The organism is Streptomyces manipurensis, from assembly GCF_049570255.1.
Lineage (GTDB): Bacteria > Actinomycetota > Actinomycetes > Streptomycetales > Streptomycetaceae > Streptomyces > Streptomyces manipurensis.
Genome location: NZ_CP186950.1, coordinates 7,702,427 through 7,724,028 on the forward strand (window position 1 = coordinate 7,702,427; position 21,602 = coordinate 7,724,028).

Consider the following 21,602-nt stretch of genomic DNA (forward strand, 5'->3'; position numbering starts at 1 on the left):
CGCCCGTCACGGGGCCACGGCCGCTACAGGGCCGCAGTCGTCACGGGGGCCACGGCCGCACCCGCCCGCCGCGCAGGCCACGGCAGGGACCCGGCCGTTACCAGGCCGCGGACCCCGCCGCGGACCCCGCCGTGGCCCCCGCCGTGGCCTCCGCCGCGGCCGGGCCCGCGGCCCGGCCCGCCACCGTCCGTGCCACCGCGGTCAGCACCAGACCACCGCCCGCCAGCCACCGCCCCTCGTACACCGGATCCACCGGCACCGGCACCGGCGGACGCAGCACCGCCCGGAACGTCCCCGCGGGCGACAGCACCACCTCCGCGTCCCGGAACCCCAGCCAGATCCCCGTCGCCGGATACCACGCCTTGTACACCGCCTCCTTCGCGGAGAAGAAGATCCGCTCCCACGGCACCGAGCCGTCCGCCGCGGCCAGGGACGCCAGAGCGGCCCGCTCACCCGCCGAGGCGATCAGCCCCAGCACCCCCCGCGGCAACGGCCCGGCCGGCTCCGCGTCGATGCCCAGCGCCGCCACCACCCCCGCCGGCGCCGCCACCGCCGCACGGTAGCCCTCGCAGTGCGTGATGCTGCCCACCACCCCCGACGGCCACTGCGGCGCACCCCCCGGCCCCGGAAGCAACGCCACCGGCTCCCGCCCCAGCCCCGCCAGCGCCCGCCGCGCACACGCCCGCGCCGTCGCGAACTGCGCCCGCCTGCGCTCCCGGCGGCCCTCCATCAACGCCGCCTCCGCCGTGAACAGCACAGCGGGCGCCTCGTCGTCGAATGCCTCCGACGACGCGACGCCCGGCGGGAGAAGCTCCTCGATCATCGCGCGGCGAGTTCGGCCACCGCACCCACCGCCAGCAGCGGACGCTCCAGCGGCAGCATGTGACCCGCCCCCGGCACCGTCTCCAGACGCGCCTGCGGCAACGCCTCGGCCATCACCCGCGCCAACGCGACATCGATCACCTTGTCGGCCTCACCGTGCAGCACCACCGCCGGCACCACGACCGACGCCAGCGCACCGCGCACGTCCCAGCCCCGCGTACAGCGGAAGAACTCCGCCCGCACCCGGGGCGCCGCCGCGGCGAACATCTGCCGGTTCACGTCCCGCACCACCGCATCCACCGCGGCACCCGTCGTCGACCCCAGCAGCCGGCGCCCCAGCCACGGCACCCGCAACGCCCGCGAGAACACCGCACTGCCCATCATCTTCACCTCCCCGTCCGGGGTGTCCTGCCCGTGCGCCGCCGTACCCAGCAGCACCAGACCCCGCAGCCGGCCCGCCGACGGCGACGTCGAGGCGTAGGACAACGCGGCGAACCCGCCGCCCGAATGCCCCACGACCACCGCCTCCCGCGCACCGGTCTCGCCCAGCACCGCCGCCAGGTCCGCACCCAGCCGCTCCACCGACACCGGAGCACGCCCCAGCGTGGACGCGCCGTGACCGCGCTGGTCGTAGAGCACCACCCGGTGCCCGGCCCGGATCAGCCGGTCCGCGACCGTCCCCCACGCCCGCCGCGAATGCGCCCAGCCGTGCACCAGGACCACGTCCCCGGCCGCCGCCGTGCCCGCCAGCGGAGCCAGCACGCTCACCGCCAGCTCCGCACCGTCGTCGGTCAGGACCCTCAGCTCGTGGGTGACCTCCCCGGCCGTCGTCACCGCCCCACCGCCGACAGCTGCCGGTTCAGCGACTCGAACGCCGCCAGAGTGCCCCGGGAGTGCTCCGCCCCCAGATCGGCCACCTTCGCCAGCACCTTCAGCCAGCCGTGCGGCCGCCCCGTGAAATGCATCGAGATCCGCGTACGTCCCCCCTCCAACGGCTCCAGCAGGAACGTCGACGGACCACGGAACACCCCGTCCACGTACTCGATGTCCAGCCGGCGGCCCGGCTCGACCGCCACCGTCCGCGAGGTGAAACGCAGCTTCAGACCGCCCTTGTCCACCCCCTTGGTGTGCACCGTCACCCCCACCCGGGCACCCACCGTGTCCGGCGCCCCGGACACGGCCGTGAAGGTGTTGTGCGGCACCCACCACTGGCCGGCACCGCGGAACTCCGCGACGAGCGCCTCCCACACGGCGTCCGCCGGAGCGTCGATCACCGCCTCGTCGATCAGGTCGTACGTGGTCATCGGGAAAACCCCTTTCGTCACTGGAAAAAAGGACAAGCGGCGGGGGAGGGGGACCGACCCCCACCCCCGCCGCCGGCACTTCACGACCGCCCACACCCCGCCGTCAGGCGAAGAAGCCCTGCCCGGGAGTGAAGAGGTTCTGGGGGTCGAACTTCTTCTTCGCGTTCACGAACCCGCTCCACCGGTTCCCGAAGTGCCTCTTCCAGTCCGCCGGCGACATCGGGATCGAACCCACCAGGTACCGCTTGGCACCCAGCTCCACCGCGATGTCGTACAGCCGCCGGTTCTGGTCGATCATCCCCTGGATGTTGGGCTCACCCGGGTTGGGGAAACGCAGCAGGTCGAAGAGGTAGACCACCGACTCGTTCGGCATCACCGCCAGCGGCCGCTTGATCTTCGAGGAGAAGAACGGGTAGAAGAGCAGGAACCCGCCACCGAGCGAACTCGCGTCCAGCTCCCGCTCCACCAGCTTCATGAACTGCTTGGTCTTCGACGCCGGAAGGAACATGCTCAGCCACGGCTTGGGCGTGTACCAGTGACCGCCCTCCTTCAGCACCGCCTCGTAGGCGTCCAGACGGAACATGTAGTCCCGGTAGGACACGTCCTCGATGACCGCGTCCGCCCGCACGTCCTGCAGACCGCACAGCAGCTTCTCCCGGTCCGGCGGCGTCGTGTTGTACGTCGCACCGACCTCCAGCTTGTACCGCCAGCCCGACCCGTCCGGCTTCTGCATCATCTCCCCGGCATGGACCTGGAACCGGCCCTCGGCCAGCACCTTCTCCGAGTCCGCCAGATACGCCTCGACCGTGGAGTAGAACAGGCTGAAGATCACCGAACGCTTCGGCGCCGGCACCAGCCGCACCTTCACCCGCACGATGATCCCGACCTGCCCGCCGCCCGACAGCGCCGCGTTGAACAGCTCCGGACGCACCTGCGCACTCGCCGTGACCAGCTTGCCGTCCCCGGTGACGATGTCGATCGACTGCACCGTGTCGCACAGCAGACCGTACTTCTGCACGGTCCCGCCGATACCACCGATGCTGATCGTCCCGCCCACCGAGATGTACAGGTAGTCCGGCAACGCCGGCGGCGTCTTGCCCGACTTCAGCGCCTCGTCCGTCAGCTGACCCCAGGTCACACCGGCCTCGACCACCGCGTGGTCGCCACCGATCGACAGGATCCTCGACATGCCCTTGGCATCGATGGAGATACCGCCCGGCACCCGCGCCTGCCCGTACACCGAGTGCGACTCGATGTCCTGGCCGGTACCGCCCTGCCCGTTCACCGCGACCTTGATGCCGTTGGCACGGGCGTAGTTGACGATCGTGACGATGTCCTCGACACCGCCCGGCCGCAGCACGGCCCACGGCTTGCTCGCAGCACCGTCGAAGAGATGCCCGAAGTCGTTGGCGAACGAATCCACCACGCCCGGGGTCGTCTCCAGCGTGCCGATCAGCCCCGGCACCGGCACGACGTTCGCGCTGCCGGCGGCCTCCGCGGCCGTCGCCCAGCTCTGGCTCACGGTGTTCCAGCCGACGACCGCGACGGCCGTGGCCGCCATCCCGCCCAGGACCCGGCGACGGGACGGCTCGGCGGCAGTGCCCGCCTCGGTTCTGTGGGTGTTGCTCATCTGACTGCGTCTCCTACTGGTGAGGTACCGGCTTGGTGCTGCGCACCTGGGAAGCGAGCTGGTACTCGCTCAGATCGAGGCGCTTGGTGCCCCGGCGGAAGCGCCAGGTGTACGTCGGGAACACCGAGGTGTTGCGGCCGTTGGCGTCCAGGTACCAGCTGCGGCAGCCGCCCGACAGCCAGACCGTGCCCTCCAGGTGCTTGTCGAGCCGGTCGTTGTAGGCGTCCTGCGCCTCACGCCGCACCTCGATGCTCGCCAGCCCCCGCTTCTCGGCCTGCCGCAGCGCGTCCACCACATAGCGGACCTGCGCCTCGATCATCACCGTCTGCGAGGAATGCCCCAGCGCGGTGTTCGGGCCCAGCAGCATGAACAGGTTCGGGAACCCGGCGACGGTCGTCCCGCGGTGCGCGGACATCCCGTCCTTCCACGCCTCCCGCAGCTGCACACCGCCACGGCCCCAGATCCGCCGCGCCACCGGACGGTCGGTGGCCTGGAAACCGGTGCCCAGGATGATGGTGTCGACCTCGCGCTCGACCCCGTCCGCACCCACGATCGACTTCGCCCGCACCTCGGCGATGCCCTCGCTGACGATCTCCACGTTCGGCTGCTGGATCGCCGGGTACCAGGTGTTGGAGAACAACAGCCGCTTGCACGCCACCAGGTAGTCGGGCGTCAGACGCGCCCGCAGCGCCTCGTCCGCGACCGACTTCTCCAGATGGTCACTGGCCATCTTCTGGACCTTCTCGGCCAGCTTGGGCCGCTTCCAGAAGAACGCCAGGATCTCCCGGCCCCACATGTTGAAGCCCCGCCGGAACTGCTGGTAACCCGGCAGCGACCGCAACAGCGACGTGTGCAGCGCACTGTTGACCTTGTCCGGCTTGGGACCCACCCACGGGGGAGTGCGCTGGTAGAGGTCCAGATGCCCGACCTCCGGCTGGATCGCGGGAACGAACTGGATCGCCGAGGCGCCCGTACCGATCACCGCGACCCGCCGGCCCGCCAGATCGTGATCGTGATCCCAGTTCGAGGAGTGGAACACCTTCCCCTCGAAGTCCGCCAGCCCCTTGACGTCCGGCACCGCCGCCTCACTGAGGTAGCCCGTACCCGTCACCAGGAACTGCGCGGTGTACTCACCCTGGGAGGTCTCGATCCTCCAGTGCCGCTCGCCCTCGTCCCAGCGCGCGGCCACCAGCTCGTGCCCGAACCGGATGTGCGGACGCACCCCGAAACGGTCCGCGGTGTCCCGCAGATACGCATACAGCTCGTCCCGCGAGGCGAACGTCGACTTCCAGTTCGGGTTCCGGGCGAAGGAGAACGAGTACAGGTGGGACATGACGTCGCACGCACAACCCGGATAGCTGTTGTCGCGCCAGGTGCCGCCGACCTCGTCGGCCCGCTCGAACACCAGGAAGTCGTCGATGCCCGACTGCAGCAGCCGCACGGCGGTCCCCAGCCCCGAGAACCCGGTGCCGATGACCGCGACCCGCAGATGCCGGGTCGGGCCCTGACCACCGGAACGCGCCTCGGCGCCCGTACGTGCCCGCCGTCCTTGGCCGGCTCGAGAATGCTCGTCACGTCGGCCTCCCTAGCGGCGCGTGATGGTGACGCGGAAGTTGTTGAAGAACTTGTCCTCGAGCGTGTACGCGAAGATGTCCAGGTAGCGCTCGAAACGGGAGACGACCTCCTCGCCCTCCATCGCCACCGCCTCGTCCCGGCGCTCCGCCAGCAGCACCAGCCACGCCCGGCAGGCCATCGCGAACGACTCGCGCTCGTTGACGATCTCGTCGATCTCGAAGAGACCCTCCGCCGCCGCACTCAGCTCGCTCAGGTGCGGGATGTGGCAGCCCTCGAACTCCGAACGCTGCAGGAGTACCTGGAGAGGAGGCCATGGAATGGAATGGAACTGGAGACTTCAGGTCGTCCAGCAGCCCCCGGTTCATCGGCAGCGCCTCGGCCGTCATCGTGTGCAGCACGAACTTCGCACCCGGGTTCAGCGCGCCCGCGACCTGCTGGAAGAAGTACCGGTAGCGCTTGGTGCGCTCCTTCGGCGGCAGGTTGGAGGACACGAAGTGCTCCAGCGCGTTGATGCAGAACGCCGCATCGTACTTCTCGCTGTCATCGGCGACCTTGTAGTCCGCCCAGCTCTGCACCAGCGTCGTGATCCGCGGGTTGTCCAGGCCGGCGATGAACGCCTCCTGGGTACGCGACAGGGTCAGACCCACCGCCTGCTCCGCACCGTGCACGGTGGTCAGACGGTTGAGCATCGTCCCCCACCCGCAGCCGATGTCCAGCACCCGCCGCGTCCGGCCGGCGGCCACACCCGCGAGCTCGGCGAACTTGTCGAGCTTGCGCTCCTGCGCCTCGTCCAGGGTGGCGACCAGATCCTCGCCGTCCTCCCAGTAACCGCCGGAGTACATCATCGTGGGGCCCAGCAGGAGCCGGTAGAAATCGTTGCTGACCTCGTAGTGGTGCCTGATCGCATCGACCTCGGGGTCCACCGACTTGGGCGCGACCGTTGTCATCCTGATCCTCATTTCCTGCGTGTCCGGCGGGCCGTCGTTTTCCGAATTCGCGATGAGGAAACCCGATCGCCCGCAAAGCCCGCGCAAGACGCCCCCCGGACACCCGCCCCGCCCGTGTTGCGCGTTCCTTGCGGCCCCGGGGATTTCATCACTCTCGAAAACCAGACACGCACTGCCGAGTTGCATTGCCGAGAGAGGACCGACCCCATGTCGCTGCCCACCATCGAAGAACTGGCGAGCCAGCTCGAGGCCGTCTCGGGTGCCGCGGAGGTCAGCCCCGACGCCCCGCTCCAGCACATCGCGGACGTCGACTCGCTGGACCTGATGGAGTGGCTGTACGGATTCCAGAACCAGTACCCGCACATTCCGGCCGACGAGTCCCTCTTCGCCGACCTCGACGACACCACCACGCTCCGCGACGTCTACGCGAAGATCGTGGACCTCGTCCCGGCCCAGGCGTAGCGGGGGGTGACGTGACCGGCTTCGACATCACCGGGTGGGGCATGTCCGTACCCGAACGCATCGTCACCAGCTCCGAACTCGCGGAACGCTTCGGCGTCGACGAGCACTGGGTCGTCAGCCGCTGCGGCATCCGCGAGCGGCGGGCGGTCGACCCGGGGCAGACCACCGCCTCCCTGGCCGTCGAGGCCGGCCGGCGCGCGCTCGACAAGGCGGGCCTGACCGGCGCGGACATCGCCCACCTCATCGTCGCGACCGCCACGCCCGAGCAGCCCTCCCCGGCGACGTCCGCGTTCGTCCACCACGAACTCGGCATCGCCGGCAGCGCGCACGACGTCAACTCCGAGTGCGCCGGCTTCGTCTACGGGCTCGTCTCCGCCATGGCGCTGATCGCCCTCGACCCGCGCCCGATCCTGCTCATCGGCTCCGACACCCACACCCTGACGGCCAACCCGGCCGACCGGGACCTGTCCATCCTCGTCGGGGACGGCGCCGGAGCCATCGTCATCCAGCCCGGCCCCGAGAACCGGGTCAAGGCCTTGAACCTCGGCGCCGACGGCTCCTGCACCGGCTCCCTGAAGGTCCTCGCCGGCGGCAGCCGCATGCCCACCACCCAGGAAACCCTGGACGCGGGCCTGCACTACGCACAGATCAACGGCAACGAGATCTACCTCAACGCCGTCCGCTACACCGTGCGCACCGTCCGCGAGACCCTCGAGAGCGCCAAGGTCGACGCCGCCGACATCGACCACGTCGTCCCGCACCAGGCCAACATCCGGATCATCAACTCGATCCTCTCGCACACCGGCCTGCGCCAGGAGGCACTGATCACCAACCTCCACAAGTACGGCAACACCGCCTCGGCGTCGATCCCGATCGCCCTGTGCGAAGCCCTCCAGGAGGGCCGCATCAAAACCGGCGACAAGGTCCTGCTCGCAGGCTTCGGCGCCGGAATGACCTGGGGTTCCATCCTGATGGAGTGGGGTGCTGCGGCATGAGCAAGAACGGTGCGGGCGTACGGCCCGACTCCCCGGTCGCCCTGGTCACCGGCGCCTCCGGCGGCCTCGGCCAGGCCCTGGCGCTGGAACTCGACGCGCTCGGCTGCCGGGTCGCGGTGCACTACAACAGCTCCCGCGAAGGCGCCGAAACCGTCCGGGACAAACTCACCGACCCCTCCGTCCTGGTCACCGGCGACGTCGGCTCGTGGGAGGCCACCCAGGCCATCCACGCGCAGATCACCGCCGAACTCGAGACCGTCGACGTCCTGGTCAACAACGGGGCCATCCGCAAGGACAGCCTCATGGCCATGCAGAACCCCGCCGACTGGGCACAGGTCATCCAGACCAACCTCATCGGCTCCTTCCACACCGCCCGCGCCAGCGTGCCCCACATGCTGCGCCGGAGGTGGGGCAGGGTGGTCAACGTCGTCTCGCCGTCCGGGATCATCGCCACCGCCGGCCAGACCGCCTACTCCGCGTCCAAGGCGGGCCTGATCGGCTTCACCCGCACCCTCGCCGCCGAATGCGGCCGGCGCGGCGTGACCGTCAACGCACTGTCCCCCGGATTCATGATCACCGGCATGACCAACACCCTGCCCGACCGGGTGATCGAGGGCATGGAGGACAAGGCGCCGATCCCGCGCTTCGTCACCGTCGAAGAGGTCGCCCGCAGCATCGGCCTCTTCCTCGACCAGGACTGCATGACCGGCCAGGTCCTCTCCATCGACAGCGGAGTCTCCATCACCTGAGCCCCACCACACCCTCCCCGGCCCCGGCCCCCCACCCCCACGAGGGAGGCCGGGGCCGACCCGTACCCGCCCCGCACACCTGCCCGCCCCGCCCGCAGGCGCCCCTGACGGCCCGCCGGCCGCAAGCCTGCACAGGGCCGCGGTGGGGCAGGGCGCCGGGCACACCGAGCCGCCGCCGCGCACCAGCGCGACGGCGGCTTCCCGCCTCCCCGGACCGGGATCAGGCAGCGGGGGAGGAGCCCACCCGGTGCGTCACACACCCGTGCTCGGTCAGCGAACACGGCCGCGGCACCGGCACCCGGTGGTCCATCTCGAACACCCCCATCAGCACCGGATCCAGACACGTCACCGCACGCGACGCCGGCCGCGGCTCCGGAGTGCGCAGCAACTCCAGATACGCCGCCTCCGTCTCCGGCGCCGGATCGATTCCCAGCTCCTCCGCCAGCACCTCCCGCAACTGCTGGTAACTGCGCAGCGCCTCCGCCCGGTTGCCCGCCCTGGTGTGCGCGGCCATCCGGCACCGGTAAGCGCTCTCACGGAACGGAGCCCGGCGCACCGCCTCCTCCGCGTACCGCAGCGCATGGTGCTCGTCACCCAGCGCCGACGACGAAAGACTCGCCGTCTCCAGAGCCTTCAGACGCAGCTCCTCCAGCTGCTCGCGCACCGCGTCGACCCACTCGCCCTCGTGCGAGGGCAGGAACGAACCCCGCAGGTTCGACACCGCACCCGCCGCGAGCTGCTGCGCCACCGCGAAGGCACCCTCCGCGTACGCCTCCGCGGCCTCGCTCACCGCGGTCTCGGCGACCTCCACGTCCACCGCGGCGTCCTGCGGCACCCGCAGGATGTACCGGCCGCCCTGCGCGACCGGGGCGGCCCGGCCGGTCCTGAGGCGTCGTCACGAACGTACGCACCCGGCTCACCAGGCTCCGCAACGCCGACGCCCAGGTGTCCGGCAGCGCCCTCGGGCCAGACGGTTTCGGCCAGCTGGTCACGGTCGGTACCGCCGGCCCGCTCCAGGAGCAGCCGGGCGAACGCGACCTGCGCCTGTGCGCTCGAGAGGTGTTGAGGCGGTGCTCCGTCCGGCTCGATCGTGACAAGACCTATGAGTCTGATCAGCACTATGCACTCTCCGAAACGGTCGGCTTCCGCATGTCCCCCATAAGTTCGTGCGATTCGAAGGATACCGGCGGGACTTCTCGGCATGTCAACAGCAGCCGACGAACCGTCACCACCCCACAAAACCCCAGGTCGACGCATTCCCCTTCGCAATTCGAGGACGGCTCCGGCCACGCTCCAGCCCGCCTGTGGCCGCGCTCTTGCGCCGCTATTGCGCCCCCCGAGCCTTAATGGAATTCCACTAGAGCCCGGCCGGAGAAACGACGGGGCGCCGATGGAGTCTCCGTCTCCGCCGGACGATCGCGACGAGGAGAAACACGTGAACGCATCCGAAGCATGGGAGCGGCTCCAGCCGAAGCTGGCCTACTTCCGCGACCGCGTCCGGTCCCTGGAGTACGAGCCCAACCGCAAGAACAGCTTCGTGGCCTACACCGCCGAGCGGGACTCCGCCTACGCCGACCAGGACGGCCGCCGCCTGCTGATGATGTCCGGCTACTCCTACCTCGGCCTCGCCGGCGACGAGCGGGTCGTCTCCGCCGCCAAGGCCGCCGTCGACCGCTACGGCACCGGCAACCACGGGGTGCGCGCCCTGGCCAACACCCTGCACGAGGAGCTGGAGGCCGAGGTCGCCAAGGTCGCCGGCCGCGAACGCGCCCTGGTCTTCGGCTCCGGCTACGCCGCCAACGTCGGCACCGTCGGCACCATCGTCGGCCCCGGCGACACCGTCTTCATCGACAAGTACGACCACGCCAGCATCGTCGACGGCTGCAAGCTCTCCGGCGCCACCGTCACCCGCTTCCGCCACAACGACGTCGCCCACCTCGAGCGCCGCCTGGCCGCCGCCCCCGACACCGGCGTCCGCCTCGTCATCGTCGACAGCGTCTACTCCATGGACGGCGACATCGCCCCCCTGGTCGACCTGCGCAAGGTCTGCGACGCCCACAACGCCCTCCTCATGGTCGACGAGGCCCACGCCCTCGGCGTCATCGGCGCCACCGGCAAGGGCATCGAGGAGCACTTCCACCACGAGGTCAAGGTCGACATCAAGCTCGGCACCCTCTCCAAGGCCATCCCCTCCATGGGCGGCTGGGTCGCCGGATCCGCCGAACTCATCCACCACCTGCGCGGCTCCGCCGCCCGCCCCCTTCCTCTTCTCCGCCGCCCTCGGTGGAGCACAGACCGGCGCCGCCCTGGAGTCCCTGCGCATCATGCAGCGCGAACCCCAGCGCGTGGACTTCATCCAGCGCGAGTCGGCCCGCTTCCGCGGCCTGCTCAACGACGCCGGCATCAGCACCGTCGACAGCGAGACCGCCGTGGTCCCCGTCATCGCCGGCTCCGACGAGTCCGCCTACGACCTGGCCACCACCTACCGCAAGAACGGTGCGATCGGACTGCCCGTGGTCACCCCGGCCGTCCCCAACGACCTGGCCCGGCTGCGGATCGCCATCATCGCCGCCCACACCGCCTCCGACATCACCTTCGCCGCCGAGGCCCTCATCGACTCCGCCCGCGAGTGCCGCATCATCTGACCCGCCCGGCACCCCGCACCCCCGGCACGCCGTACCACCCCCAGACCCCGCACCACCCAGTCCGCCCAAGGGAGCAGACATGCCTGGACCGTCCAGGGGCAGCTCGACCCAACCGCCCGTCGCCATCACCGGCATGGGCGTGGTCACCCCCGGCGGGTGCACCCCGGACGAGCTGTGGCACACGCTGCGGGCCGGCCGGTCCACCGCCGCCGCCCTCACCCACATCGACCTCAGCCGCCACCGGGTCCGCATCGGCTGCCGCGTCCGCGGCCTGGAGACCCTCACCGCACTCGTCCCGGCCAAGGACGCCCGCCGGATGGACCCCTTCGCCCACTACGGCACCGCCGCCGCCCTCGCCGCCCACGCCGACGCCGGATCACCCACCGCCGAACCCGGCCGCACCGCGATCGTCGTCGGCAACGCCGTCGGCGGACGCGCCACCAGCGACCTGGAGTCCGCCCACTTCACCGAAGGCGGCCCGGCCCGCGTCAACCCGCTCATGCCGCTGATGACCATGCCCAACGCCGCCGCCGCCCAGATCGCCATCCGGCTCGGCTGGAGCGGACCCGCCCTGACCGTCGCCAACACCTGCGCCAGCGGCGCCGACGCCATCGGCCACGCCCTGATGCTCCTGCAGACCGGCCGCGCCGACCTGGTCATCGCCGGCGGCACCGAACACACCCTCACCCCCGTCACCCTGGCCGGATTCGGCAACCTCAGCGCGGTCTCCTTCCGCAACGACGACCCCGAACACGCCTCACGCCCCTTCGACAAGGACCGCGACGGATTCGTCATGGGCGAAGGAGCCGGATTCGTCGTCCTGGAACGCCTCGAAGACGCCCGCGCCCGCGGCGCCACCACCTACGGCCTGGTCGCCGGATACGCCGCCACCGCCGACGCCCACCACCTCGCGATGCCGCTGCCCGACGGCGCCGGAGCCGCCGCCGCCATGGCCGGCGCCATCGCCGACGCCGGACTCACCCCCGCCGACATCGTCCACGTCAACGCGCACGGCACCTCCACCCCCTACAACGACCGCTCCGAAGCCGCCGCCCTCACCAAGGTCTTCGGCACCGCCCCAACCCCCGTCACCGCACCCAAGTCGGTCATCGGCCACCTCATCGGCGCCGCCGGAGCCGTCGAACTCGTCGCCACCGTGCAGGCCATGCGCCACTGCGAGGTCCCGCCCACCGCCAACCACGAACAGCAGGAGCCAGGAATGGACATCGACGTCGTCCACGGCACACCCCGCCCCGTACGCCCGGGACCCGCCCTCACCAACTCCTTCGGGTTCGGCGGCCACAACTCCTCCCTGGTGGTGACGCCGGTATGACCCTCCTGTCGCTGCCCAGCCCGGTCCGCACCCTGACCGTCACCGAACCCGAGATCACCGACTACCGAGGCGCCGCCCGCCCCGGCCTGCCCACCGCCCGCCCCGGCCAGGCGTCCCCCGTCCACACCTTCGTCCTCGCCCACACCGTCGCCGAACAGACCGTCGCCGCCCTGACCGCCGCGACCCCGGACCCGTCTCCGTCGTCCACCTCGGCCAGGACATCCGCACCCTGCGCCCGGTCCGCCCCGGCGAACAGGTCACCGTCGCCCTCGAAGTCGCCGGCATCCGCAAGGAGCCCCGCGGCGCCCGCATCGCCCTGCACGTCCGCCTCACCGGCGAGGACGGCCCGGCACCCTTCGCCGAACTGGTCATCTCCGCCCTCCTGGTCGGCGCGAGCACCCTGGAACCCTTCGGCGACGTCACCGCCGCCCCGCCCGCCCCCGCCCCGCAGGGAGCCGGCACCCCCCAGAGCGCCGTACACCACCTGACCACCGACTGGATCAGCTCCTACGCCCACGCCTCCGGCGACCTCAACCCCATCCACCTCGACGAGGACGCCGCCCGCGCCGCCGGCTTCGACACCGTCATCGCCCACGGCATGAGCGTCGTCGCCCTCGCCGTGGAGGAGAGCGTCGACCGGTTCGCCGCCGGCGACTCCGCCCGCGTCCGCGGCCTGGGCTGCCGCTTCTCCGCCCCCGTGCCCCCCGGCGTCCCCTTCGAGATCGCCCTGCAGCCCGACACCACCGCCCGCGTCGTCCGCTTCACCGCCAAGACCCCCGCCGGCACCGCCGTGAAGTCCGGCTGGATCGAGCTCGCCGACCCCGCGCAGGCCCGCGATGAGCACACCCCACACCCCGGCCCCCACCGTCGAACTCGGCCTCCTGGGCGGATTCCTCACCCAGGTCCGCGACCGCCCCCACGCCACCGCCCTGCTCTTCAACGGCCAGGAACCACCTACCGCGAGCTGTACGAGCAGGCCGGCCGCGAACGCGACCGCCTCGCCCGCCTCGACCTCGACCCCACGACCCCCGTCGGCGTCCTCGCCGACAAGTCCCCGGCCGCCGTCGCCCTCGTCCTGGCCTGCCTGCTGTCCCACCGGCCGCTGCTGCTGCCCTCACCCGCCCTCGCCGACACCCTCCTGGCCGACCTCTCGCCCAGGCCGGCTGCACCCACGTCCTGGCCCCCGGCGGCCAGGCGGCCCGCGTCACCCCCAACCCCGACACCCCCGCCCGCCCCCTCCCGCCCGCCGAAGCGGCCCGCACGGCCCTGATGCTCACCACCTCCGGGTCCACCAGCCTCCCCAAGATCGTCCCCCTGGGCCTGGACGCCGTCGACCGCTTCACCCGCTGGGCCGCCGGCGCCTTCACCATCGGACCCGGCCGCACCGTCCTGAACTACGCACCCCTCAACTTCGACCTCTGCCTCCTGGACGTGTGGACCTCCCTCGCCCGCGGCGCCCGCGTCGTCCTCGTCGACCCCGCCCTCGCCGCCCACGGCCGCCACCTGCGCGACCTGGTCCTGCGCCACGACGTCGACGTCATCCAGGCCGTCCCCATGGCCTTCGGACTCCTCCAGGACGCCGCCGCCAAGACCGGCGACACCTTCCCCGGCGTCGACCACGTCATGTTCACCGGCGACGCCATCGCCGAACGCACCCTGACCGCCCTGCCCGGCCTCTTCCCCCACGCCCGCATCCACAACATCTACGGCTGCACCGAGACCAACGACAGCTTCGTCCACGAGGTCGACCCCACCCGGCCCGCCACCACCCCCGTCCCCATCGGGCACCCCCTGCCCGGCGTCCACGCCCTCCTCCTCGACCCCGACACCGGACAGGCCGTCCACGGACCCGGCAGCGGCGAACTGTACGTCTCCACCCCCTTCCAGACCCGCGGCTACCTCGACCGCACCCGCCACGCCGACAAGTTCACCCCCCACCCCCTCGGCCTCGACGACCGCCGCTGGTTCCGCACCGGCGACCTCGTCCACCGCGACGCCGCCGGCACCCTGCACCTGACCGGACGCACCGACTTCCAGGTCAAGGTCCGCGGAGTCGCCGTCAACACCGCCGAGATCGAACGCGTCCTCCAGGACCACCCCGACGTCCTCAAGCAGGCGTCGCCGCCCAGCCCGACCCGATCGCCGGGAAGAAACTCCTCGCCGGCGTCCACCGGGCCCCCGGAACCACCCTCACCGCCCTGCAGCTGCGCACCCACTGCGCCCGCCACCTGCCCAGGGCCGCCGTACCCCACCAGCTCACCGTCACCGACGAGCCCCTGCCCAAGACGGCCACCGGAAAGGTCGACCGCAAGGCACTGCACACGCTCGTCACCCCGTCCACCACCACACACGCGCCGGTACCCGCCGCCGCACCTCTCGCCGAAGGAATCCCGTCATGAGCAACGTCGACACCATCAGAAACTTCGTCATCACCGAGTTCCTCCCCGGCACCGCCGCCTCCGAGCTCGCCGCCGACCACGACCTCCTCAACGACGGGGTCATCGACAGCCTGGGCGTCCTCAAGCTCATCGCCTGGGTCGAGGACCGCTTCGACCTCGCCATCGGCGACGCCGACCTCGACCCCAACAACTTCCGCAGCGTCGAGGCCATCGACGCCTTCATCACCACCTCCCGCCGCACCGCGGCCGCCTGACCACCCGACGCACGACGAGACGGAGACCGACCGTGCACGACGCACTCACCGGCCTGCTGGAGCAGCGAACCCCGGTCGGCCGCGACACCTGGCGGTCCTGGTGGGACCTGCTCGGCGACGGCACCCTCGACACAGCCGAGGTCCTCGCCCTGCTGGCCTCACTGACCAGCCGGCTGCCCGACCACCAGACCCTGCGCCACCTGCTGGACTCCCTCGCCGAACGCCGCCCCGCCACGGCGGCGACCGGCTGGGAGGGCACCGTGAACGTCGTCGGCACCGGCGGCGGCCGAAACCTTCAACATCTCCACCGCCGCGGCGTTCGTCGCCGCGGCGGCCGGGGTCAAGGTCGTCAAAACCGGCTCCCGCGCCTACACCAGCTCCCTCGGCTCCGTCGACCTGCTGGAACGGCTCGGTGTCCGTCTCACCTCCACCCACACCCAGACCGAGGACACCCTCGCCACCCACGGCATCGCCTTCGCCGGCCCCTACGTCTACCCCACCCAGCTCACCCGCATCGCCCGCACCGTGGCCCCGCACAGCATGAAACCCTTCGGCCGGTTCCTCAACGCACTCGGCCCCTTCCTCGCCGAACTCCCCGTCACCGCACAGGTCACCGGAGTCTCCGCCACCGCACCCCTCGACACCCTGCGCGAACTCGCCCGCAGCACCACCTCCCGCCGCATCTGGCTGACCACCAACGACACCGGCGCCGACGAACTGCTGCCCTTCGCCACCAACACCATCCACGGCCACGACAGCCTCACCCGCATCATCCGGCCCGGCGAACTCACCCCCGGCGACGGCTCCTTCGCCGACCTGCGGCCCGCCGACCCCGCCACCGCCGCCCCCCACTTCCTGTCCGTCCTGGCCGGCACCGCCGGCCGCATCGCCACCCGCACCGTCTGCCTGGGCGCCGCCGCCCTCGTCGTCGCCGCCGGCGCCCGCCGCCGCGACTGGCCCTCCGCCGTCGCCGTCGCCGAGGAAGACGCGTCCACTCCGGCGCCGCCCACGACCTCGCCCGCCGCCTCGCCGCCACCCCCGGCCGCCGCACCCTGGCGGTGACCGGTGCCTCAGGACCACCACCCCACCCCACCACCGCCACCGCACCCGCCAACGCCACCGCCACCGCACCCGGCGCTGCCACCGCACCCGCCACCGCCACCGCCACCGCACCCGGCGCTGCCACCGCCACCGCCACCGCACGGGGCACCGCACCCGGCACCGCCCACGACCCGGCCCCGCCGGCCGCCCCCCGGGCGGGGACCACCACGGCCCCGACCCCCACGACCGGCCCCGCCCCCTTCTTCCCCACCCGCCGCCCCGGCACCGCACCCAGACTCGCCCTCTTCCTCAATGCCGGCGACCCGCCCCTGCCCGCCCTGCGCGACCTGCTCCCCATGCTCGACGAAGAAGGCGTCGACTGCCTCGAACTGGCCGTCCCCTTCCCCGACTCCGTCACCGACGGCCCCGTCATCCGCCGCTCCGCCCGCCGCGCCCTGGACACCGGCCGCGCCGGCCTCGACGACGTCCTCACCCTCATCGCCGACGTACGCCCCCACCTGCGCCGGCTGCGCATCGCCCTCCTCGCCGACTGGAGCCACACCCTCAAACACCTCGACCCGGCCACCACCACCGCCCGGATCACCGCAGCCGGAGCCGACGGACTCCTCGTCCACGCCCTGCCCCCGCGCCTGCGCCCGGCCTACCGCGCATCCGCCCTCGCCGCCGGGCTGCCCCTCGTCACCACCTGCTACACCAACAGCCCGCCCGCCACCCGCGCCCAGGCCGCCGCCGAAGCCACCGCCTACCTCTACCTCGTCGCCCACTACGGACGCAGCGGAACCGCCCCCGCCACCGGCCACGCCGCACTGGCCGAAACGGTCACCGCCCTGCGGGCACACACCGACTCCCCGATCGCCGTCGGCTTCGGGGTCGGCACCGGCAGGACGTCGAAGCCGTCGGCACAGCCGGCGCCGACGCCGCGATCATCGGCTCCGCCGCGGTCGCCACCGTCGAACGGGCCCGCGAAAGCGGCACCGACGTCACCGAGGCCATGCGGACCTTCGTCCGCCAGGTCCTGCCCGCACAGCCGCACCACACCGCCTGACCGGCACGAAAGAGAGCTCCACCCCTCATCCGAAAACCCCAGAACCACCCACACACCGGGAGAATCCCATGATCGTTCGCGACATCGAGTCCGTGAAGACCGTCGAGTGGGGCGACGGCCTCAGCCGCCGCTTCCTCCTCGCCGAGGACGGCCTGGGCTACTCGCTCACCGACACCACCGTCCTGGCCGGCACCAAGTTCCGCCTGGAATACGTCAACCACCTCGAGGCCTGCTACTGCATCGAGGGCTCCGGCGAGGTCATCGAACTCGACGGCACCTCCCACGAGATCGTCCCCGGCCGCATGTACGCACTCGACCAGCACGACGCCCACTACCTCGTCGCCAGCCCCCACGAGGACCTGCGCCTGGTCTGCGTCTTCTCACCCGCCCTGCGCGGCGACGAGGTCCACAGCCTCGACGCCCACTCCTCCTCCGCCTACTAGAGGCACCCGGCCACCACCGGCCCGCCCGCCCCCGCCACCGCATCCACAAAAGGGGTCCCTCGTGATCCGATGGAACGCCGACCAGGCCGAACTGCGCGAAGGCCTGGAACGATGGGGAGACGCACTCAGCGCAGACCACATCGAACTCGACGCCCAGGCCGCCTTCTCCCACGACAAGTGGAAACTCGTCCAGAAGACCGGAATCCTCGGCCTGCCCTTCGACGAGGACCACGGCGGCCTCGGCCAGTCCCTCCTGACCACCATGTACGTCCTGGAAGGACTCGGCGAGTACAACCGCGACGCCGGCCTCAGCTTCTGCATCACCACCTCCATCTGCTCCACCGGCATCCCCTTCCAGCAGTTCGGCACCATCGAACAGAAGGAGCGCTACCTGCCCCACATCTGCTCCGGAGAAGCCATCGGAGCCCACGCCATCACCGAGGCCGAAGGCGGCTCCGACGCCATGGCCATGACCACCAGAGCAGTCCGCGACGGCGACGACTTCGTCATCAACGGCAGCAAGGTCTTCGTCAGCAACGGCCCCATCGCCGACGTGATCGTCGTCTACGCCCGCACCCACCCCGACGGCGGCCCCCTGGGCACCACCGCCTTCCTGGTGGACAGCAACACCCCCGGACTCACCGCCGGAAAACCCCTCAAGAAGATGGGCCTGCGCACCTCACCGCTCAGCGAACTCTTCTTCGACGACGTACGCGTCCCCAAGAGCGCCGTCCTCGGCCGCGTCGGAGGCGGCTTCCTCGTCCTCGACCACGTCATGAAACGCGAAATCCTCTTCTCCTTCATCGTCAACGTCGGAGAGATGCAGCACCGGCTGGACCGATGCGTCGACTACGCCAAGACCCGCAAGTCCTTCGGGAAGGCGATCGGTTCGTACCAGACGATCGCCAACAAGATCGTCGACACCAAGATCCAGCTGGAGACCGCCCGCAAGTCGCTCTGCAACACCGCTGAAAAGCTCCAGGCCGGCGAGAACATCACCACCGACCTCGCCATCTCCAAACTCGTCACCAGCGAGAGCAACCTCGCCACCAGCCTCACCGCCGTGCAGATCTTCGGCGGCCACGGCTACATGGCCGAACTCGGCCTGGAACAGGACGTCCGCAACGCCGTCGGAGGCACCATCTACTCCGGCACCAACGAAATCCAGTACAACCGCATCGCCTCCACCCTGGGACTGGGCAAGTGAGCACCACCCCCGCCCCGTCCCCGACGCTGCTCAAGGTCTGCGGGGCCACCACCACGCACGACATCGAAGCAGCAGCGGCCGCCGGGGCCGACTGCGTCGGCCTCTGGCACGGCGTCCCCGGCGGCCCCAGCGAACTGGACCAGGACGGGCTCGCCGCCCTCGCGGCGGCGGCCCGCTCCACCGGCCTCCTGCCGGTCCTGGTCACCTTCCTCGCCGACCCCCACCACCTCACCGACCTCGTCACCCGCGCCGGCGTCGGCTGGGTCCAACTCCACGCCTACCAGCCACCCGCCGCCGTCCGCGCCCTGCGCGAGGCCCTCCCCGCCGACACCGGCATCGTCAAGGTCCTCCACGTCCAGCCCGACGGCCACTGCGTCGAACGCCCCCTCATCGGCGCCTACGACCGCGCCGGCACCGACCTGTTCCTCCTCGACACCGCCACCGGCGACGGCCGCATCGGCAGCACCGGCGCCGCCCTCGACCCCGACCGCATCACCCCCCTGCTGCCCCGCCTGACCCGCCCCTTCCTCCTCGCCGGAGGCCTCACCCCCACAGCCCGCCCCGCCTACCACGACATCGTGACCCACCCCGGATTCCGCGGCATCGACGTCGACACCGCAGCCCGCTCCCCGCACACCGGAGCCTTCGCCGTCCCGCAGATCGCCGCCCTGGCCCGAGCCTGGCGCACCACCGCCCCCACCACCGACCACCCCCAGCTGGAGCTCTCACGATGACCGCGAACCACCGGACCGGCTTCCCTTTTCTCGAGGCCCTCCAGGCCTCCCCGACCCCCGTGGTCATGGAAGTCAAACGACGCGACGCCCACGGCTACAACATGCTCGGCGGCCGCACCCCGGCCGCCATCGTCGGCGCCTACGAAAGAGCCGGCGCACCCTGCATCTCCGTCGTCACCGGCCGCTGGTTCGGCGGCCGCCCCGCCCTCCTGCGCGACGTCGCCGCCCTGACCCCCCTGCCCCTCCTCCAGAAGGACTTCATCACCCGCAAGGACCAGGTCCGCACCGCCAAGGAACTCGGAGCCTCCGCCGTCCTGCTCACCGCGGCCCTGCTCCCCGCAACCAGCATGCGCACCCTGGTCACCGAATGCCTCCTGGCCGGCCTCACCCCCTTCGTCGAGATCACCCGCGAAGCCGAACTCGAAGCCGTCCCCACCACCCCCAGGAATGCGTCATCGCCGTCAACAACAAGGACATCAAGACCCGCGAACGCGACGCCGGCGACCTCGGACGCTCCCTGGACCTCCTGCCCGCCGTCCGCGCCGCAGGCGCAGCCTGCCCCGTCAGCGCCAGCGGCATCGACAGCCCCACCACCGCCGCCGGACTCCTCGACGCCGGATTCGGCGGCCTCCTCGTCGGCACCTCACTGCTGCGCACCGGCTCACCCGAGGCCTGGGTGGACACCATGGCCGGCGCACGGAAAGGGCTGGCCCTGCGATGACCACACCCACCCCGACCATCCGCCCCTACACCCTCAACGCCGCCGGCATCGAACTGTCCGCCCTGCTGGCCCTCCCCGACCACCGCACCACCCCCCGCTCCACCGTCCTGGCCATCCACGGCCGCGGCATGCGCGCCGCCTACTGGAACGCCTTCATCCCCCTGGCCACCGCCGCGGGCCACGCCGTCCTCGCCGTCGACCGCCCCGGCTACGGCCACTCCGCCCACCAGCTGCCCGACGGCCAGAGCCTGCCCGACCAGGCCGAAACCCTCCACGCCGCCCTGAAGGAACACGCCGCCCAGCACGACATCGGCGCCGGAGTCCTCCTCCTGGGCCACTCCGACGGAGGCAAGGTCGCCCTCCACACCGCCGCCACCGACGGCGCCACCCCCCTCCTGGGCCTGGACGCCTCCGGAGTCGGCCACACCTACAACCCCGAAGCCCTGCACTTCCCCTCCACCCTCGGCGCCGGAGCCACCCGCCTCAACTGGGGCCCCCTCCACCTCTACCCGCCAGGCACCTTCCGGGCCAGCCGCACCCTCCTGGCCCCCACCCCGCCCCGCGAATCCGCCGAAACCCTGCGCTGGCCCGCCCATACGAGGAACTCGCCCCCCGCGTCCGCATACCCGTCCGCCTCACCTTCGCCGAACACGAAGCCTGGTGGCACCTGGCACCCGCCACCCTCGACGCGATGACCCGCCCGCCTGACCGCCGCACCCCGCGTCAGCGTCGACCACCTGCCCGCCTCCGGCCACAACATCAGCCTCGGCCACACCGCCCCCACCTACCACCACCGCGTCCTCGCCTTCCTCGAGGACTCCCTCACCCCCTGACCCGCACACCGAAAACGGCTCCGCGCCGGCGGCCAAGGCCACCGGCGCGGAGCCGCACACCCACCACGGTCAGAGCGCAACCACCCGGCTCACCAGCTGATCACGCACCCGCGCCGGCAACCCCGGCGCGAACCGCGTCAGATAGTGCTCCATGTGCGCGTCGTCACTCACCAGGAACGGCAGATCGAACACCAGCAGCTTGCGCACCGCCAGCAGCGGCAACGGCGCACGCAGCGGACGGAACGCCTCGGTCTCAAGGCCCGGCTCCTCGCACACCGGATGGAACTGACCGATCATCAGCCCCTCCGCCACGAACTCGTCCTTCGCCTTGCGCTGCAGCTCGTCCAGCTCCACCGAGTCCGTCGGATCGAAGCCCGGCAGCACCAGCAGGATCGTCAACAGCTCCCGGTCCTCCACCGACAGCGGCTGCGACAGCACCGCG

Annotated in this window: 24 protein-coding genes and 4 pseudogenes; 18 read left to right on the top strand and 10 right to left on the bottom strand. The window is 71.5% G+C overall.

The window, feature by feature from the left end; all coding sequences use genetic code 11:
- Positions 1-97: 97 nt before the first annotated feature.
- The 6 genes from ACPU2J_RS35175 to ACPU2J_RS35200 all read right to left on the bottom strand — a co-directional run bounded on the left by ACPU2J_RS35175 (position 98) and on the right by ACPU2J_RS35200 (position 6,278).
- Positions 98-823 (bottom strand): 4'-phosphopantetheinyl transferase family protein, encoded by a 726-nt coding sequence (locus tag ACPU2J_RS35175; RefSeq protein ID WP_423834891.1) that lies wholly within the window; start codon positions 821-823, stop codon positions 98-100.
- A complete protein-coding gene (locus ACPU2J_RS35180; RefSeq protein ID WP_420078034.1) occupies positions 820-1,656 on the bottom strand; it encodes an alpha/beta fold hydrolase in 837 nt (278 codons plus the stop codon). Before ACPU2J_RS35180 ends, ACPU2J_RS35175 begins: the two co-directional genes overlap by 4 nt.
- Entirely contained in the window at positions 1,653-2,126 is a 474-nt protein-coding gene (locus tag ACPU2J_RS35185) for an SRPBCC family protein (RefSeq protein WP_361601022.1), read from the bottom strand. The genes ACPU2J_RS35180 and ACPU2J_RS35185 overlap by 4 nt, the downstream gene beginning before the upstream one ends.
- A 103-nt stretch (positions 2,127-2,229) precedes the next feature.
- A complete protein-coding gene (locus ACPU2J_RS35190; protein WP_420078033.1) occupies positions 2,230-3,756 on the bottom strand; it encodes an FAD-binding protein in 1,527 nt (508 codons plus the stop codon).
- Between the two features lie 13 nt (positions 3,757-3,769).
- On the bottom strand, positions 3,770-5,197 hold the full coding sequence (locus ACPU2J_RS35195; RefSeq protein ID WP_423834892.1) for a flavin-containing monooxygenase: 1,428 nt from the start codon (positions 5,195-5,197) through the stop codon (positions 3,770-3,772).
- Between the two features lie 130 nt (positions 5,198-5,327).
- On the bottom strand, positions 5,328-6,278 hold the full coding sequence (locus tag ACPU2J_RS35200; protein WP_423834893.1) for an SAM-dependent methyltransferase: 951 nt from the start codon (positions 6,276-6,278) through the stop codon (positions 5,328-5,330).
- A 207-nt stretch (positions 6,279-6,485) separates the two neighbouring features.
- Here ACPU2J_RS35200 and ACPU2J_RS35205 point away from each other — a divergent pair, with 207 nt between their 5' ends.
- Genes ACPU2J_RS35205 through ACPU2J_RS35215 form a run of 3 tightly spaced genes read left to right on the top strand, consistent with a single transcriptional unit; the run spans position 6,486 to position 8,484 of the window.
- A complete protein-coding gene (locus ACPU2J_RS35205; RefSeq protein ID WP_030390264.1) occupies positions 6,486-6,740 on the top strand; it encodes a hypothetical protein in 255 nt (84 codons plus the stop codon).
- 11 nt (positions 6,741-6,751) lie between these two features.
- Positions 6,752-7,735: a 3-oxoacyl-ACP synthase III family protein gene (locus tag ACPU2J_RS35210; RefSeq protein WP_423834894.1), complete on the top strand. Its 984-nt coding sequence runs from the start codon at positions 6,752-6,754 to the stop codon at positions 7,733-7,735.
- On the top strand, positions 7,732-8,484 hold the full coding sequence (locus tag ACPU2J_RS35215) for an SDR family NAD(P)-dependent oxidoreductase (protein ID WP_423834895.1): 753 nt from the start codon (positions 7,732-7,734) through the stop codon (positions 8,482-8,484). The genes ACPU2J_RS35210 and ACPU2J_RS35215 overlap by 4 nt, the downstream gene beginning before the upstream one ends.
- 220 nt (positions 8,485-8,704) lie before the next feature.
- Here ACPU2J_RS35215 and ACPU2J_RS35220 read toward each other — a convergent pair whose 3' ends face one another.
- A complete protein-coding gene (locus tag ACPU2J_RS35220) occupies positions 8,705-9,319 on the bottom strand; it encodes an AfsR/SARP family transcriptional regulator (RefSeq protein WP_423834896.1) in 615 nt (204 codons plus the stop codon).
- A gap of 765 nt (positions 9,320-10,084) precedes the next feature.
- On the opposite strand from ACPU2J_RS35220, the pseudogene ACPU2J_RS35225 reads away from it, so the two are divergent.
- The 3 genes and pseudogenes from ACPU2J_RS35225 to ACPU2J_RS35235 all read left to right on the top strand — a co-directional run.
- Positions 10,085-10,672: pseudogene (locus ACPU2J_RS35225) on the top strand (aminotransferase class I/II-fold pyridoxal phosphate-dependent enzyme); the annotation flags it as partial.
- Positions 10,673-10,799: 127 nt separating this feature from the next.
- Positions 10,800-11,129, top strand: a complete 330-nt coding sequence (locus tag ACPU2J_RS35230; RefSeq protein ID WP_423835047.1) for an aminotransferase class I/II-fold pyridoxal phosphate-dependent enzyme — start codon at positions 10,800-10,802, stop codon at positions 11,127-11,129.
- Between the two features lie 79 nt (positions 11,130-11,208).
- Positions 11,209-12,462, top strand: a complete 1,254-nt coding sequence (locus ACPU2J_RS35235; RefSeq protein WP_423834897.1) for a beta-ketoacyl-[acyl-carrier-protein] synthase family protein — start codon at positions 11,209-11,211, stop codon at positions 12,460-12,462.
- Between the two features lie 61 nt (positions 12,463-12,523).
- Here the strand turns inward: ACPU2J_RS35235 and ACPU2J_RS35240 are convergent, their stop codons facing one another.
- The gene (locus ACPU2J_RS35240) at positions 12,524-13,057 is read right to left on the bottom strand and encodes a hypothetical protein (protein ID WP_423834898.1); all 534 of its coding nucleotides are present in this window, start codon (positions 13,055-13,057) and stop codon (positions 12,524-12,526) included.
- Here ACPU2J_RS35240 and ACPU2J_RS35245 point away from each other — a divergent pair.
- From ACPU2J_RS35245 to ACPU2J_RS35260, 4 genes and pseudogenes are all read left to right on the top strand, one after another.
- Entirely contained in the window at positions 13,001-13,732 is a 732-nt protein-coding gene (locus tag ACPU2J_RS35245; RefSeq protein WP_423835048.1) for a MaoC/PaaZ C-terminal domain-containing protein, read from the top strand. The genes ACPU2J_RS35240 and ACPU2J_RS35245 overlap by 57 nt on opposite strands.
- Positions 13,732-14,304 (top strand): annotated as a pseudogene (locus ACPU2J_RS35250) (AMP-binding protein); the annotation flags it as partial. The gene ACPU2J_RS35245 and the pseudogene ACPU2J_RS35250, both read left to right, overlap by 1 nt.
- Positions 14,305-14,423: 119 nt before the next feature.
- Complete coding sequence (locus ACPU2J_RS35255) at positions 14,424-14,861, top strand: AMP-binding enzyme (RefSeq protein WP_423835049.1); 438 nt, start codon at positions 14,424-14,426, stop codon at positions 14,859-14,861.
- On the top strand, positions 14,858-15,115 hold the full coding sequence (locus ACPU2J_RS35260; protein WP_423834899.1) for an acyl carrier protein: 258 nt from the start codon (positions 14,858-14,860) through the stop codon (positions 15,113-15,115). Before ACPU2J_RS35255 ends, ACPU2J_RS35260 begins: the two co-directional genes overlap by 4 nt.
- Before the next feature lie 158 nt (positions 15,116-15,273).
- On the opposite strand, the gene ACPU2J_RS35265 is transcribed toward ACPU2J_RS35260, so the two are convergent.
- On the bottom strand, positions 15,274-15,468 hold the full coding sequence (locus tag ACPU2J_RS35265) for a hypothetical protein (protein WP_423834900.1): 195 nt from the start codon (positions 15,466-15,468) through the stop codon (positions 15,274-15,276).
- On the opposite strand from ACPU2J_RS35265, the gene ACPU2J_RS35270 reads away from it, so the two are divergent.
- The 8 genes and pseudogenes from ACPU2J_RS35270 to ACPU2J_RS35305 all read left to right on the top strand — a co-directional run bounded on the left by ACPU2J_RS35270 (position 15,416) and on the right by ACPU2J_RS35305 (position 21,022).
- A complete protein-coding gene (locus ACPU2J_RS35270) occupies positions 15,416-16,177 on the top strand; it encodes a hypothetical protein (protein WP_423835050.1) in 762 nt (253 codons plus the stop codon). The two genes, ACPU2J_RS35265 and ACPU2J_RS35270, sit on opposite strands and share 53 nt — an antisense overlap.
- 335 nt (positions 16,178-16,512) lie before the next feature.
- Positions 16,513-17,001: pseudogene (locus ACPU2J_RS35275) on the top strand (tryptophan synthase subunit alpha); the annotation flags it as partial.
- Between the two features lie 289 nt (positions 17,002-17,290).
- On the top strand, positions 17,291-17,665 hold the full coding sequence (locus tag ACPU2J_RS35280) for an ectoine synthase (protein WP_423834901.1): 375 nt from the start codon (positions 17,291-17,293) through the stop codon (positions 17,663-17,665).
- A 61-nt stretch (positions 17,666-17,726) separates the two neighbouring features.
- Positions 17,727-18,872 (top strand): acyl-CoA dehydrogenase family protein, encoded by a 1,146-nt coding sequence (locus ACPU2J_RS35285; protein ID WP_423834902.1) that lies wholly within the window; start codon positions 17,727-17,729, stop codon positions 18,870-18,872.
- Entirely contained in the window at positions 18,869-19,606 is a 738-nt protein-coding gene (locus tag ACPU2J_RS35290) for an N-(5'-phosphoribosyl)anthranilate isomerase (protein WP_423834903.1), read from the top strand. The genes ACPU2J_RS35285 and ACPU2J_RS35290 overlap by 4 nt, the downstream gene beginning before the upstream one ends.
- 65 nt (positions 19,607-19,671) lie before the next feature.
- Positions 19,672-19,974, top strand: a pseudogene (locus ACPU2J_RS35295) (indole-3-glycerol-phosphate synthase); the annotation flags it as partial.
- Complete coding sequence (locus ACPU2J_RS35300; RefSeq protein WP_423834904.1) at positions 19,974-20,327, top strand: hypothetical protein; 354 nt, start codon at positions 19,974-19,976, stop codon at positions 20,325-20,327. The pseudogene ACPU2J_RS35295 and the gene ACPU2J_RS35300, both read left to right, overlap by 1 nt.
- Positions 20,324-21,022: an alpha/beta hydrolase gene (locus ACPU2J_RS35305; RefSeq protein ID WP_423834905.1), complete on the top strand. Its 699-nt coding sequence runs from the start codon at positions 20,324-20,326 to the stop codon at positions 21,020-21,022. The genes ACPU2J_RS35300 and ACPU2J_RS35305 overlap by 4 nt, the downstream gene beginning before the upstream one ends.
- Before the next feature lie 207 nt (positions 21,023-21,229).
- Here the strand turns inward: ACPU2J_RS35305 and ACPU2J_RS35310 are convergent.
- A partial coding sequence (locus tag ACPU2J_RS35310) for a DUF6875 domain-containing protein (RefSeq protein ID WP_423834906.1) occupies positions 21,230-21,602 on the bottom strand: 373 nt, incomplete at its 5' end.

Excerpts from the sequence above, each read along its gene's own strand:
- ACPU2J_RS35305 (WP_423834905.1), top strand. The coding sequence starts at position 20,324 with ATGACCACACCCACCCCGACCATCCGCCCCTACACCCTCAACGCCGCC.
- ACPU2J_RS35260 (WP_423834899.1), top strand. The coding sequence starts at position 14,858 with ATGAGCAACGTCGACACCATCAGAAACTTCGTCATCACCGAGTTCCTC.
- ACPU2J_RS35215 (WP_423834895.1), top strand. The coding sequence starts at position 7,732 with ATGAGCAAGAACGGTGCGGGCGTACGGCCCGACTCCCCGGTCGCCCTG.
- ACPU2J_RS35280 (WP_423834901.1), top strand. The coding sequence starts at position 17,291 with ATGATCGTTCGCGACATCGAGTCCGTGAAGACCGTCGAGTGGGGCGAC.
- ACPU2J_RS35300 (WP_423834904.1), top strand. The coding sequence starts at position 19,974 with ATGCCTCCTGGCCGGCCTCACCCCCTTCGTCGAGATCACCCGCGAAGC.
- ACPU2J_RS35190 (WP_420078033.1), bottom strand. The coding sequence starts at position 3,756 with ATGAGCAACACCCACAGAACCGAGGCGGGCACTGCCGCCGAGCCGTCC.
- ACPU2J_RS35205 (WP_030390264.1), top strand. The coding sequence starts at position 6,486 with ATGTCGCTGCCCACCATCGAAGAACTGGCGAGCCAGCTCGAGGCCGTC.
- ACPU2J_RS35235 (WP_423834897.1), top strand. The coding sequence starts at position 11,209 with ATGCCTGGACCGTCCAGGGGCAGCTCGACCCAACCGCCCGTCGCCATC.
- ACPU2J_RS35185 (WP_361601022.1), bottom strand. The coding sequence starts at position 2,126 with ATGACCACGTACGACCTGATCGACGAGGCGGTGATCGACGCTCCGGCG.
- ACPU2J_RS35200 (WP_423834893.1), bottom strand. The coding sequence starts at position 6,278 with ATGACAACGGTCGCGCCCAAGTCGGTGGACCCCGAGGTCGATGCGATC.
- ACPU2J_RS35175 (WP_423834891.1), bottom strand. The coding sequence starts at position 823 with ATGATCGAGGAGCTTCTCCCGCCGGGCGTCGCGTCGTCGGAGGCATTC.